An 11,829-nucleotide genomic window follows, 5' to 3' on the forward strand; every position below is an offset into this window, starting at 1 on the left:
TCAGACGACCGCGGTCATGCCGCCGTCGACGAACAGGTTCTGGCCGTTCACGAAGTTGCTCGCCGCCGACGCCAGGAAGACGAGCGGTCCGCGCAGCTCCTCGACGTCGCCCCAGCGGCCAGCCGGGGTGCGCTGAGCGACCCAGTCCGAAAAGTCCGCGTCGGCGACGAGCGCCGCGTTCATCTCCGTGGCGAAGTATCCCGGTGACAGCGTGTTGACCTGGATGCCGTGGCGCGCCAGATCCGCTGCCATCCCGCGACTGAGCTGGGCGACGCCGCCCTTGCTCGCGGCGTAGGGAGCGATGGTTTGTCGTCCGAGCAGCGACTGCACCGAGGCGATGTTGATGATCTTGCCCGAGCCCCGGGCGATCATGCCGGGGGCCACGAAGCGCGACACGTAGAACGCGCTCGACAGGTTGCTCGAGATGACGGCATCCCAGTCCGCGACCGGGAACTCCGCGAACGGCGCGCGTCGCTGGATGCCGGCGTTGTTGACCAGGATGTCGGGGGTCCCGACCCGCTCGGTCAGCTCGCCGATCGAGGCTTCGACAGCCGCGGCATCCGTGACGTCGAACAGGGTCGTCTCGGGACGGATGCCGGTGCGCTCGGCGATCGTGTCGGCGCTGCGTTCGATCGCCTCGCCGTCGCGGCCGTGGATGACGACGCGGGCGCCCGCGTCGGCGAGGCCGACCGCGAGGCTCTGGCCGAGTCCTCGCGACGACCCCGTCACGAGAGCCAGGCGTCCGGTGAGGTCGAAGACGTCAGACAAGGGACACCGCGCCGAAGATGCCGAGCACGATGAGGAAGCCGACGACCGATTCGATGGCCTGCTGCACGGTCCACGTCTTGAGCGTCGTCTTGACGTCCATGCCCATGAGGCGACCGACGAGCCAGAAGCCGGAGTCGTTGACGTGACCGGCGAAGACCGAGCCGGCGGCGGTGGCGAGCACGATGCAGGCGACCTGCAGCGGGTTGAAGCCGCCGGAGACCACGGCCGGGGCGACGAGGCCCGCGGCGGTCACGAGGGCGACCGTGGCCGAACCCTGCGCCACGCGGAGGAGGACGGCGATGATGTAGGCGGCGAAGATGACCGGCACACCGATCGAGGCGAGCGAGTCCGAGAGCGCGTCGCCGATGCCCGAGGCGCGAAGGACGCCGCCGAACATGCCACCGGCGCCGGTGATGAGGACGACCGAGCAGATCGGCCCCAGCGAGGACTCGACGATCTTGTCCAGAGCGCTGCCGCCGACACCGCGGCGGGTGCCGAGGACGAACAGGGCGACGAGCACCGCGATGAGCAGGGCGACCTGGCTCGTCCCTATGAGGCCGAGCGCCTGCACCCAGACGGCGGTGCCGTCGACGGCTCCGGACGAGACGAGCGCGGCGGAACCGGTGTTGAGGAGGATCAGGACCAGCGGGATGGCGATGACGCCGATGACGGTGCCGGCCGTCGGCGGGTTCGTGGGCTCGACGTCCTCGCCGAACAGGCGCGGGATGGCGAGCGGGATGCGGCGGTCGATGAAGCGCGCCCAGAGGTAACCACTGAGGTACCAGGTGGGGATCGCGACGACGAGGCCGATGAGCAGGACGAGGCCGAGGTTGGCGCCGTAGGTCTCGCTGGCCGTGATGGGGCCGGGGTGCGGCGGCACGAAGACGTGCATGACCGAGAAGGCGGCGGCGGCCGAGATGCCGTAGAGCAGCATGTGCTTGCCGCCGATGCGCCGGGCCACCGCGAAGATGATCGGCAGCATGACGACGAGGCCGGCGTCGAAGAACATCGGGAAGCCCATGAGGAGCGACGCGACGCTGAGGGCGATCGCGGCTCGCTTCTCGCCGAAGACCGAGACCATCTTCTCGGCGAGCACGCGGGCGCCACCCGAGCTCTCGATGAGGGCGCCGAGCATCGCTCCGAAACCGACGAGGAGCGCGACCGTGCCCACCGTGGAACTGAAGCTGTCGATCAGCACCTTGCCGATGCTGCCGATGGGGATGCCGGTGGCCAGCGCCGTGAGCAGCGAGACCAGCACCAGCACGATGAACGCGTGCAGGCGCACCTTGATGATGAGCAGGAGGATCAGGGCGACCGCTCCGGCCGCGATCAGGAGGAGCGGTAGCGCTCCGAGTGTTTGCGTCCACTCATCCATGGGTGTGTTCTCCAGTGAATCGTCCCGGTGCCGGGGCCATTCCCGGCAGCGAGCCCACGGTGCCACATAAGTAGTACCTTTCGCAAGCGAATGATCGTACTTTTCGCGGTAGCGTGAGCATCGCTACGAAGGACACCGATGCCCACGCCTGCCACCACCGCATCCCACGCTCACATCGTCGAGACCCTCGGCCGGAGGATCGTCGGCGGTGAGCTGCCGCCCGGAACCGGGCTGACCCTCGCCGGTCTCGAGGAGTCGTTCACTGCATCGCGGACGGTCGTGCGCGAAGCGGTCCGGGTCCTCGAAGCGCACGGGCTGCTGACCTCGCGTCGCCGCGTCGGGCTCGTCGTCCGTCCGCAGGCGGAGTGGGACATCCTCAACGCGGACATCATCGAGTGGTCGCTCGACAGTCCGCGCCGGCGCGACGTGCTGATCGAGCTGACCGACCTGCGCGTCGCCGTCGAACCCGTCGCCGCCCGGCTGGCCGCGGAACGGGCGGGGGATGCCGATCGCGACGAGCTCGTGCGGTGGGCCACGCTGCTCAGCGACCTCGGAAGTCAGGGGCTCGGCGACTCGGACGAGTATCTCGATGCCGACATCGCCTACCACCGGCTGCTGCTGAAAGCCTCGGGCAACGCTCTCTTCGAGAAGCTCGGTGACCCCATCGCCGAGATCCTGCGCGGCCGATCGGTGCGAGGGCTGACGCCCGGGATGCCGCGCGTCGGCACCCTCGAGGCTCACCTCGCGACGGCCCAGGCGATCCGCGACGGGCGCGGCGCCGACGCGGAGGCCTCGGCCCGGGAGCACCTGACCCTCGTCTCCGGCGAGGTCGAGGAAGTCTGACCCGCGGACGCTTGACGCGCATACCCTAGGGGGGTACCGTATCCAGCATGAACGGGTACGACGCGAACAAGGACGACCTGCAGAAGCGGCTCCGCCGCGTTGAAGGTCAGGTGCGCGGCATCGCGCGCATGGTCGACGAGGACAAGTACTGCATCGACATCCTCACGCAGGTCTCCGCCGCGACGAAGGCGCTCGAGACCGTCGCACTGTCGCTGCTGTCGGATCACCTCAGCCACTGCGTCGCCGAGGCGAGCGCCGAAGGCGGCCAGGTTGCCGCCGACAAGATCCGCGAGGCGAACGACGCGATCGCGCGTCTCGTCCGCTCCTGAACTCACACACTCCCGGAGGAAATGAGATGACCGACCGCACCCAGCTCGGACTCACCGACGTCTCCACATCCGCGTCCGCTGCGGCACCGGCATCCGCCGTCAACGAAGAACTCCTCGTCGCCGGGATGACGTGTGCGCATTGCGCCGCTAGCGTCCGCGAGGAGCTCTCAGAGATCGACGGTGTCGAGGCCGTGTCCGTCGACCTCGTCGCCGGCGGTACCTCGCACGTCACCGTGCACAGCGCGACCCCCCTCGACGACGACGCCCTGACCGCCGCCATCGAGGAGGCCGGATACACCCGGGTGTCCGCGTGAGCACCGACGTCGAGCTCGACATCTCGGGGATGACGTGCGCCTCGTGCGCCACCCGGATCGAGCGGAAACTCAACAAGTTGCCCGGCGTCGAGGCATCCGTCAACTACGCGACCGAGAAGGCGCGCGTGCGGGCGGATGGCGTCGAGACGACGCAGCTCATCGCGACGGTCGAGGCGGCGGGGTACGGCGCGACGGTGCCGGCCCCCGAGCCCGAGACGGCCGAGCGGGATGACGAGACGAAGCCGCTCCGCCAGCGGCTGCTGATCAGCGCCGCGCTGTCGCTGCCGGTCGCCGTGATGTCGATGATCCCGGCGCTGCAGTTCGAGAACTGGCAGTGGCTCGCGCTGACGCTCGCCGCTCCCGTCGCGGTCTGGGGTGCGTGGCCGTTCCACCGGGCGGCCGCCGTCAACTTGCGCCACGGCGCCGCGACGATGGACACCCTCATCAGCCTCGGCGTGATCGCCTCGCTCGGCTGGTCGCTCTACGCGCTCTTCTTCGGCGGCGCCGGCATGCCCGGCATGACGATGACCTTCACGCTCGTCGGTGCGCCGCGGGCGGGCGGGCACGAGATCTACCTCGAAGTCGCGGCCCTCGTCACGGTGTTCATCCTCGCGGGCCGGTACATCGAGGCCCGCGCGAAGCGGGCATCGTCCGAGGCGCTGCGCGCACTGCTCGAACTCGGGGCGACGGATGCCGCGAAGCTGCAAAACGGTGTCGAGACGCGCGTGCCGGTCTCGCAGCTCGTCGTAGGTGACACGGTCGTCGTGCGCCCCGGCGAGAAGATCCCGTCGGACGGACTCGTCACCGCGGGGATGAGCAGCGTCGACGCGAGCATGCTGACCGGCGAGTCGATGCCGGTCGAGGTCGCCGAGGGCTCGCGCGTCGTCGGCGCGACGATCAACGTCGGCGGTCGACTCGAGGTGCAGATCACGCGCGTCGGTGCCGACACCGAACTCGCCCGGATGCGGCGGCTCATGGAGGAGGCGCAGACCGGCAAGGCTGACGTGCAGCGCCTCGCCGACCGGGTGTCGGCCGTCTTCGTCCCCGTCGTGATCGGGCTCGCGCTCGCCGCCCTCGTCGGCTGGACGATCGCCGGCGCGCCGTGGGAACTCGCCTTCACTGCCGCGGTCGCGACGCTCATCATCGCGTGCCCGTGCGCGCTGGGGCTCGCGACCCCGACCGCCCTGCTGGTCGGCACCGGACGGGGGTCGCAGCTCGGCATCCTGATCCGCGGACCTCAGGTGCTCGAGCAGACCCGCACCGTCGACACGATCGTCCTCGACAAGACCGGCACCGTCACGACGGGACGCATGAGCGTCACCGACGTGCTGCCTGCGGGTGTCTCTCGCGAGGAACTGCTCGCCGTGGCGGCATCCGTCGAGGCGGGATCGGAGCACCCGGTCGCTCGCGCCATCGTCGAAGCCGCGCCGGCGGGACGCGTTGAGTCGTTCCAGTCGCACGCCGGTTTCGGTGTGCAGGGGGTCGTCGATGGCGCCGCGGTCGTCGCCGGCCGGCCGTCGTGGCTCGCGGAGCAGTGGGCCGTCGAGGTGCCCGCCGATCTGCCCGAGGGAACGGTGGTCGCGGTCGCCCGTGACGGTGCGTACCTCGGCGCGATCGTCGTCGCCGACACGGTCAAGCCCTCGAGCGCGGCGGCGATCGCCCGGTTCCGTGAACTCGGTCTCGAGCCGATCCTGCTCACCGGCGACACCGCCTCGTCGGCGTCGCGCGTCGCCGCCGAGGTCGGCATCGAGCGCGTCGAAGCGGGTGTGACTCCGGCGGGCAAGCTCGACACGATCCGCCGCCTGCAGGGCGAGGGCCGGGTCGTCGCGATGGCGGGCGACGGCGTCAACGACGCCGCGGCGCTCGCGGCCGCCGACCTCGGCATCGCGATGGGCGGCGGGACGGATGCGGCGATCGCGGCATCCGACATCACCGTCGTTTCGGGCGACCTGGTCGTCGTCGCCGATGCGGTGCGCCTAGCCCGGCGGACCCTCGGGATCATCAAGGGCAACCTGTTCTGGGCCTTCGCGTACAACGTCGCGGCGATCCCGCTCGCGATGGCCGCGCTGCTGAACCCGCTCGTCGCGGCGGCGGCGATGGCACTGTCGTCGGTGTTCGTGGTGACGAACAGCCTGCGGCTGCGCGGGTTCCAGGGGTCGAGCCGGGGCTGAGGGTGGTGTCGCTCGCGGGCGCGGTGCGCGCGCGGCGTGCGTGGTGCCGTGCGCGGATGCAATAGATCGCGGCCGACACGCCGGACCGCGGCATCCCTCACCGGGGTGTCGCGTCGGATCTCTTGCATCGGCGTACTCCGAAAGCGGCGGGAGCCCCGCAATCCCCCGCTCGGGGGAGGCAGCGGATGGAGCCTCGGCCTACCGTCGGGGGCATGGACATCACTCAGCTGTCTCGAGCCTCAGCGGGAGCGACGGCCGCCGTTATCCTCGCCTTCGCGGTCGGTCTGATCACCGACAACGCCCTCATCGGACTCGTCGCGGGCGCGACGCTCATCGGCCCGGGCGCCTATCTCGCCCTGCGGACATCTGCCACCAGCGGCCGATGACCGTCGCGTGACCGGTCGATCTCGCGCGCCTCTCAGTTAGCGGATGCACGAGATCCGCCCGGCAGGCTGCGTTGAGGCGTTGATCCCCGCGTGCCCGTGTCGATCTATCGCATCGGCGCACACCCCTGCGTGCCGCGGTGCAAGCGATGATGGGGACGATGCTCGCCAACAGCCTTGTCCTTCTCACCCCGATCACTCCCGACCTCGCCCGCCGGATCATCGATCGCGTGGAGCAACCGGGTGACGACTGGCATCCCGACTACCCGTTCGTCGACGAACTCGACCCGTTGGCCTCGCTGGCGGCCTCGGAACCGTCGGAGACTCCGTTCACGATGTACGCGATCCGACGTCCTGATGACCGCGTCGCCGTCGGCGGATTCGGGTTCTTCGGCCCGCCCGATGCGAGCGGCGCGGTCGGATTCGGCTACGGCCTGATACCCGCGGCACGCGGGCATGGGCTCGCATCGGCCGCGGTCATGCTCGCCCTGCATCACGCCGAGCAGTGGGGTGCGCTTCGCGCGAAGGCCGACACCGAACGCACCAATGCGGCATCCCGCCGGGTGCTCGAGAAAGCAGGGCTCCGCGAGGTCGGCCGACGTGGCGAACTCGTGGTCTTCGAACGCGCCCTCGGCACCGTGACACGATCGGTCCATGACTGACGCCGTCTACGCCGAACTGGATCGACTGCTGGCCGAACGCGATCGCGACGACATGGCGCCGACGCTGGCGGCTCTGAAGGTCATCCACGACGAGCATCCGACGGACGCGCGGGTGCTCTACGAGTACGCCGGCGCGCACGACACAGACGGTCATGAAAGGACGGCTGCCGAGCTCTACGAACAGGCTCTCGCGGCGGGGCTCGCGGGCGATGTCCGTCGCCGATGCCTGCTGCAGTACGGCAGCACGCTGCGCAACCTCGGTCGCTTCGACGAGTCGATCGCGCTTTTCGCCACGGCACGGGACCAGTTCCCGGATGCCGCATCCCTCGCCGTTTTCGAGGCGATCACGTTGCACGCGGCGGGGTACGTCCACGCCGCGCTCGGATCGCTCCTCGACGTGATCGCCACCCACGTCGACTCTCCCGAGCTCGAGCGCTACAAGCCGGCGATCCGCGGCAACGCCGCCTATCTGCGCGACCTGGGCGCCGGAGAATCCGCCGGCTAGATCCCGGCCTCGCCGTGCCGCGCATTGCGCAGCGGCGAGAATACGATCACCAGCGCGGCGACAGCGAAGACGGCCGCGGCGATTCCGAGGCTCACGCTGTAACCGAGCCAGGTGGCGAGCACCCCCGCGCCGAGGGCGCCGAAGAAGAAGACGATGCGGTTCGTCGTGCGGATGGTGGCATTCATCCGGCCCTGGATCGCGTCGGGCGCGATCGCCTGGCGATACGAGATCTCGTTCGCGTCCTCGATTCCCATGGCGAGGCCGAAGAGGAACTGCGCGATCGAGACGACCACGACCAGCAGGACGATGTTCGTCGCGTTGCTGAGCGGCGCGACAGCCAGGAGCAGCCACGGCACGACGGTCAGGCTCCGGCCGATGAGGATCGCGCGCCCCGCGCCGATCCGCTCGCCGACGGCGGGGGCGATGATTGCACCGAGGAAGCCGCCCACCCCGCCGAAGGCAACCGCGATGCCGTAGGCCCAGGCCGGCATCCCCAGTTCTCGGAGGGCGAAGACGGCGAAGACGGTCGCGACGATGCTGTTGCCGAGGAACCACACGTGCACGGAGAGCGCCAGCGGGCGGAGCGTCTTGTGCCGGTACGTGAAGCGCATGCCCTCGGCGATGTCATGCCCGATGTGTCGTCCTGCCGCGCGCGGAGCAGGCGCGGATTCGGTGACGCGGATGCGGGACTGGAGAATCGCGGAGACCGCATGGATGACGGCCTCGAAGACGAAGATGAGGGGCGCGCCGATCAAGGTCAGGAGAGCGCCACCCGCTGCCGGACCGGCCGTTCCCGCCACGGTCTCGCTCTGGCCGAGTCTCGCGTTCGCCGACACGAGGGACGACCGGGGGACGATCTGCGGCACGAACGGCTGCTCCGCCGAATGCGCGAACAGCGTCAGCACTCCGAGCGTGAGCATGATGACGGCGAGAGACCAGAACTCGAGCAGGTCGAGCAGGAGGAGGATCGGGACCGCCGCGAGGACGACCGCGCGCCCGATGCTCGTGAGCACCAGCGTGCGCTGTCGATTCCAGCGGTCCATCAGCGCGCCGATGATGAAACCGAGGAAGAGGTACGGCGCGACGCCGAGTGCGCTCAGGATGCCGATCTGGAACGGCGTCGCCGCCACCACCGTGACGATCAGCACCTGGAACGCGACGTTCGCGATGGACGACCCGAACGCGCGGATCGTCATCGCGGTCCAGAAGAGCCGGAACGCGGGGATGCGCAGGACCTCGGTTCGCCGCCCGTTGTCGGGTGGCCGCGGGGTCGGTTCGCGCATGATGCGACCCTATCGACGGACTCGGCTGTGCCCGCCGCTCGCCCGCCCCCGGCCGCCCGCGGTGGCGGATGCAATAGATCGGGGCCGACACGCCGGTGATGGATGCCGCGGCGCGGCGCGTCGAGCGGCATCCATTGCATCCGTGCACAGCCCACAGCGCGCCGTCCGGGGTGACGCACACGAAGGAAGGGCCCCACCGGCTGACCGGCGGGGCCCTTCACATTCAGTCCAACTGGCTTACTTGAACGCGTCCTTGACGTTCTCGCCGGCCTTCTTGAGGTTCGCTTCGCGCTGGTCGGCTTCGCCCTCGCGGCGAAGGTCCTCGTCATTGCGGTGCTCGCCCAGGGCTTCCTTCGCCTTGCCGGCGATGTCCTGCGCAGCGTTCTTGATCTTGTCGTCGAGACCCATGGCACACTCCTCAGTTCGTGGGAACCCCAGGATCTGACTCGCGACGATTCCACTCAACCGCTTGATTTCGGCGCCGATTGGTGAGAGTCACAACTCGCGCCGCCGACTCGCCGTCGCTTCGTAGGCGTGCAGCCACACGAGGTCGAACTCCTCGCGGGTGATCCGGCCTCGCACGAGGTCCTGCTCCGCATGGTCGAGCTCGTCGGCCTGCTGTTGGATGCGGTGGGCCACATCCAACGCCGACGGCGAGACCTCTCCGGCAAAGAACGTGCACCGGACGGAGTGCGCGTCGCGAGCCGCGGCTCGGCCCCGATACGACAGGAACACCCCCGGTCCGACGATCGCCGCGGTCATCAGCAGCAGCGTCGGTACCGTCGGAGCGCCCATCCCGACGAGGGCCATCCAGAGGACGAAACCGGCGCAGACGGCGACCTTCCAGAAGGTGGATGCCGCCAGCGCGAACGTGCGCTCAGCGTCCGAGGACAGCGGCGAGTACACGACGATGCGGTCGGTCACGATGCCGTGACGGGCGACACCGCGCCACACGTGGCCCCAGTGCGGGCGGTCGGAGCGGAACAGCCGGATGCGGATGCCGGTCGGGTCTACTTGCCGCATCGCCCCGTCCAGTCCTCGTCGGATTCGCTGTCGACGGCGGGCGCGACCAGCTGGGAGCGGGCGACGGTCCCTTCGCAGAAGAGCACGATCCGGTCGCCGGGCGACGTGATCGCCGGCAGCAGCGCGGACACCTTCCGGTGCGACGAGCCCGACCCCACGACGACGCTCGACACCAGACTGCGATCCGTCGCGCCGCCCAGGAGGAGCACGAGCGTGACCTGGTCGGCGACGTCGTCGAGGTCGCTGTCGACCGACAGGTGGACCGTGCGGCATGACGGCCCCGGCTCCTCCCGGCCCGTGACCGTGGTCACCACGACGCTGACGAAACGCTCACGGTCGCTGCGTTCGGCCGGCGCGATCAGGACGCAGGGAGTCGTCCTCGTCTGAGCCAGCTCCCGTAGCGAACGTCCGCCGATGCGGATGTCGCGTTCCTCGAATCGCGTGCCTGCGGGGAGCAGAGGCGGTCGTGCGGGCGTGGTCCGCGAGTGCTGCCGCGCGGCGGCGATGATCGTGTGCAGAGCGCTCATCAGCGCACGACCGTCGGGATGTCGGCATCCGGCGAGACGCGACGGGGCTTCACGTCGCGCAGCGCGAGCGCGCCGGTGCACGGCACCGCGAGCAGGTCGCCCTCGACGAGGTCGGCGGGCAGGATCGCCTGCATATAGGGCCAGGTGGGCGCGCCGACATCGCCGGGGACGATGTCGAACATCGCCTGCTTCGCGGTGGACGCGCGACCGATGAGGCGGCAGTGCTCCCACTGGATCGGGAGGTCGTGGGTGGTGCAGTCGACGAGCGCCAGACGGCGCGCGTCCTGCGAGTCGACGCGCAGCGTCACGCGGAAGACGAGGACGGTGACGTCCATGCCGATGCCGCGGCGACGGGCATCCTGCGTGTGCGGGTGGGCGAGGTCGCCGGTCATCACGCACGGCGTCCCTTCGAGCTCGGCCAGGCGCGTCAGCGACACACCCGCCACGGACACATCGCGCACCTCCGCGACGGTGTGCTCGGGCCATGCCCGCCGTTCGATCGGATCGGGGATGCTGCGTCGCAGCGAGGGGAGGACCGTGGTCAACGTCATGAGCACAGTCCTAAGCGCTGGCCGAGGCCCGCGGAACAGGTCCGAACGGAACCCATACGGCCGGCCCGCGCGTCGCATCCGGCACCTAGGGTGAGGGGATGTTCACCGTCATCGAGTCCGTCACCATCGACCGCCCGGTGACCGAGGTGTTCGACTTCTTCACCGAGGGCCGCGCCCGCTGGGACGAATCCGTCATCTCCGAGGAGCTCACCTCACCGCCGCCCGTCGGCGTCGGGTCGACTCTCCACACGCGGATGCGGGCGGTCGGCCGCGAGGTCGACTTTGACTGGCGTGTCACGGCCTACGACCTCGGTGCGCGGATGGCGGTGACCAGCACGAGCGGGATCATGGCCACGACCTCCGACCTGCAGTTCGCCGACGCGAATGGCGCGACCGTCGTCGCCGTGCGCATCGACGCCGAGCCGACCGGGATCATGCGCCTCGCGGAGCCGATGATCGCCGACTCGATTCGCTCGACGCTGTCGACGTCGCTCGCCCGAGCGAAGCGGATGCTCGAAAGCTCCTGATCCGGCATCATCCTCTCGGCTGACACGGATGCCTCTCCAGGCCGACGCCCTGCGCGCGACGACTGCGTAGACAGGAGGCATGAAGCGCACACTCGCCGCCCTGTCCCTCGTCCTCGTCGCCGCCGGGCTCACGACCGCCTGCGCGTCGGGGAGCAGTGACGTCGAAGACCACGTCGTGAAGGCAGTGACCGAAGGCTCGTCCGTGCCGGTCGCCGACCTGGTCGACGATGCGGCCGCGAAGCGGTTCACGATCGTGTGCCCCTACGAGCTGCCGGCCGACGTCGCGACCCGCCTCGGCGTCTCGGCGAAGGACCTCCCCGATCTGTCGAAACGCGACGACGCGCAGGCGCTCGTCGCCGTGACGGCGAACGGTGTCAACGCGGCCGAGTTCCGACGCGAACGCGTCGACCTCTGCTCCTCGGAGGGGCCGTGGCCGGTGTACGAGAAGACGGACACGGCCACCGTCGCCGTCACGCGGAACGAGGACGACGTCTACATCGTCACCCGAGCGAGCTGAGCTTGTGACGGACGGGTCGGGCGATATCGAGTATCTGGGGTCAAGTCGTCT

Annotated in this window: 16 protein-coding genes; 9 read left to right on the forward strand and 7 right to left on the reverse strand. The window is 69.8% G+C overall.

Going from position 1 to position 11,829, the window contains the following annotated elements; all coding sequences use genetic code 11:
* Window positions 1-768, reverse strand: coding sequence for an SDR family oxidoreductase (locus MO1_RS13835; protein ID WP_036311328.1), 768 nt, complete (start codon window positions 766-768; stop codon window positions 1-3).
* A complete protein-coding gene (locus MO1_RS13840) occupies window positions 761-2,143 on the reverse strand; it encodes a GntP family permease (protein WP_060916348.1) in 1,383 nt (460 codons plus the stop codon). The genes MO1_RS13835 and MO1_RS13840 overlap by 8 nt, the downstream gene beginning before the upstream one ends.
* Window positions 2,144-2,281: 138 nt before the next feature.
* Between MO1_RS13840 and MO1_RS13845 the strand changes: the two genes are divergently transcribed.
* The 7 genes from MO1_RS13845 (at window position 2,282) to MO1_RS13870 (ending at window position 7,350) form a co-directional block, all read left to right on the forward strand.
* The gene (locus tag MO1_RS13845) at window positions 2,282-2,986 is read left to right on the forward strand and encodes a FadR/GntR family transcriptional regulator (RefSeq protein ID WP_060916349.1); all 705 of its coding nucleotides are present in this window, start codon (window positions 2,282-2,284) and stop codon (window positions 2,984-2,986) included.
* 47 nt (window positions 2,987-3,033) lie between these two features.
* Window positions 3,034-3,315 (forward strand): metal-sensitive transcriptional regulator, encoded by a 282-nt coding sequence (locus tag MO1_RS13850; RefSeq protein WP_018187744.1) that lies wholly within the window; start codon window positions 3,034-3,036, stop codon window positions 3,313-3,315.
* Between the two features lie 26 nt (window positions 3,316-3,341).
* A complete protein-coding gene (locus tag MO1_RS13855; RefSeq protein ID WP_060916350.1) occupies window positions 3,342-3,629 on the forward strand; it encodes a heavy-metal-associated domain-containing protein in 288 nt (95 codons plus the stop codon).
* Window positions 3,626-5,800 (forward strand): heavy metal translocating P-type ATPase, encoded by a 2,175-nt coding sequence (locus tag MO1_RS13860; RefSeq protein WP_255209280.1) that lies wholly within the window; start codon window positions 3,626-3,628, stop codon window positions 5,798-5,800. Before MO1_RS13855 ends, MO1_RS13860 begins: the two co-directional genes overlap by 4 nt.
* Window positions 5,801-6,012: 212 nt before the next feature.
* Window positions 6,013-6,186, forward strand: a complete 174-nt coding sequence (locus MO1_RS14660) for a hypothetical protein (RefSeq protein WP_157526451.1) — start codon at window positions 6,013-6,015, stop codon at window positions 6,184-6,186.
* 158 nt (window positions 6,187-6,344) lie between these two features.
* Entirely contained in the window at window positions 6,345-6,845 is a 501-nt protein-coding gene (locus tag MO1_RS13865; protein ID WP_255209281.1) for a GNAT family N-acetyltransferase, read from the forward strand.
* On the forward strand, window positions 6,838-7,350 hold the full coding sequence (locus MO1_RS13870) for a tetratricopeptide repeat protein (protein ID WP_060916351.1): 513 nt from the start codon (window positions 6,838-6,840) through the stop codon (window positions 7,348-7,350). Before MO1_RS13865 ends, MO1_RS13870 begins: the two co-directional genes overlap by 8 nt.
* Here MO1_RS13870 and MO1_RS13875 read toward each other — a convergent pair.
* The 5 genes from MO1_RS13875 to MO1_RS13895 all read right to left on the reverse strand — a co-directional run bounded on the left by MO1_RS13875 (window position 7,347) and on the right by MO1_RS13895 (window position 10,734).
* A complete protein-coding gene (locus MO1_RS13875) occupies window positions 7,347-8,633 on the reverse strand; it encodes an MFS transporter (RefSeq protein WP_060916352.1) in 1,287 nt (428 codons plus the stop codon). The genes MO1_RS13870 and MO1_RS13875 overlap by 4 nt on opposite strands.
* A 237-nt stretch (window positions 8,634-8,870) precedes the next feature.
* The gene (locus MO1_RS13880) at window positions 8,871-9,041 is read right to left on the reverse strand and encodes a CsbD family protein (protein ID WP_018187735.1); all 171 of its coding nucleotides are present in this window, start codon (window positions 9,039-9,041) and stop codon (window positions 8,871-8,873) included.
* Window positions 9,042-9,128: 87 nt separating this feature from the next.
* Window positions 9,129-9,656: a DUF6611 family protein gene (locus MO1_RS13885; RefSeq protein ID WP_060916353.1), complete on the reverse strand. Its 528-nt coding sequence runs from the start codon at window positions 9,654-9,656 to the stop codon at window positions 9,129-9,131.
* Window positions 9,644-10,183 (reverse strand): hypothetical protein, encoded by a 540-nt coding sequence (locus tag MO1_RS13890; RefSeq protein WP_060916354.1) that lies wholly within the window; start codon window positions 10,181-10,183, stop codon window positions 9,644-9,646. The genes MO1_RS13885 and MO1_RS13890 overlap by 13 nt, the downstream gene beginning before the upstream one ends.
* The gene (locus MO1_RS13895) at window positions 10,183-10,734 is read right to left on the reverse strand and encodes a hypothetical protein (RefSeq protein WP_060916355.1); all 552 of its coding nucleotides are present in this window, start codon (window positions 10,732-10,734) and stop codon (window positions 10,183-10,185) included. Before MO1_RS13895 ends, MO1_RS13890 begins: the two co-directional genes overlap by 1 nt.
* Window positions 10,735-10,832: 98 nt before the next feature.
* Here MO1_RS13895 and MO1_RS13900 point away from each other — a divergent pair, with 98 nt between their 5' ends.
* Both MO1_RS13900 and MO1_RS13905 read left to right on the forward strand, forming a co-directional pair.
* Window positions 10,833-11,261 carry an SRPBCC family protein gene (locus tag MO1_RS13900; RefSeq protein WP_060916356.1) on the forward strand — a complete coding sequence of 143 codons (429 nt, stop codon included), beginning with the start codon at window positions 10,833-10,835 and terminating at the stop codon, window positions 11,259-11,261.
* A 79-nt stretch (window positions 11,262-11,340) separates the two neighbouring features.
* Window positions 11,341-11,778, forward strand: a complete 438-nt coding sequence (locus tag MO1_RS13905; protein ID WP_060916357.1) for a hypothetical protein — start codon at window positions 11,341-11,343, stop codon at window positions 11,776-11,778.
* Window positions 11,779-11,829 lie beyond the last annotated feature (51 nt).

The sequence above is a fragment of the Microbacterium oleivorans NBRC 103075 genome (assembly GCF_001552475.1).
Taxonomy (GTDB): domain Bacteria; phylum Actinomycetota; class Actinomycetes; order Actinomycetales; family Microbacteriaceae; genus Microbacterium; species Microbacterium oleivorans.

Coding starts and splice junctions, on each gene's coding strand:
- MO1_RS13875 (WP_060916352.1), bottom strand. CDS start 8,633: ATGCGCGAACCGACCCCGCGGCCACCCGACAACGGGCGGCGAACCGAG.
- MO1_RS13895 (WP_060916355.1), bottom strand. CDS start 10,734: ATGACGTTGACCACGGTCCTCCCCTCGCTGCGACGCAGCATCCCCGAT.
- MO1_RS13845 (WP_060916349.1), top strand. CDS start 2,282: ATGCCCACGCCTGCCACCACCGCATCCCACGCTCACATCGTCGAGACC.
- MO1_RS13865 (WP_255209281.1), top strand. CDS start 6,345: ATGCTCGCCAACAGCCTTGTCCTTCTCACCCCGATCACTCCCGACCTC.
- MO1_RS13870 (WP_060916351.1), top strand. CDS start 6,838: ATGACTGACGCCGTCTACGCCGAACTGGATCGACTGCTGGCCGAACGC.
- MO1_RS13890 (WP_060916354.1), bottom strand. CDS start 10,183: ATGAGCGCTCTGCACACGATCATCGCCGCCGCGCGGCAGCACTCGCGG.
- MO1_RS13880 (WP_018187735.1), bottom strand. CDS start 9,041: ATGGGTCTCGACGACAAGATCAAGAACGCTGCGCAGGACATCGCCGGC.
- MO1_RS13885 (WP_060916353.1), bottom strand. CDS start 9,656: ATGCGGCAAGTAGACCCGACCGGCATCCGCATCCGGCTGTTCCGCTCC.
- MO1_RS13900 (WP_060916356.1), top strand. CDS start 10,833: ATGTTCACCGTCATCGAGTCCGTCACCATCGACCGCCCGGTGACCGAG.
- MO1_RS13905 (WP_060916357.1), top strand. CDS start 11,341: ATGAAGCGCACACTCGCCGCCCTGTCCCTCGTCCTCGTCGCCGCCGGG.
- MO1_RS14660 (WP_157526451.1), top strand. CDS start 6,013: ATGGACATCACTCAGCTGTCTCGAGCCTCAGCGGGAGCGACGGCCGCC.
- MO1_RS13850 (WP_018187744.1), top strand. CDS start 3,034: ATGAACGGGTACGACGCGAACAAGGACGACCTGCAGAAGCGGCTCCGC.
- MO1_RS13840 (WP_060916348.1), bottom strand. CDS start 2,143: ATGGATGAGTGGACGCAAACACTCGGAGCGCTACCGCTCCTCCTGATC.
- MO1_RS13855 (WP_060916350.1), top strand. CDS start 3,342: ATGACCGACCGCACCCAGCTCGGACTCACCGACGTCTCCACATCCGCG.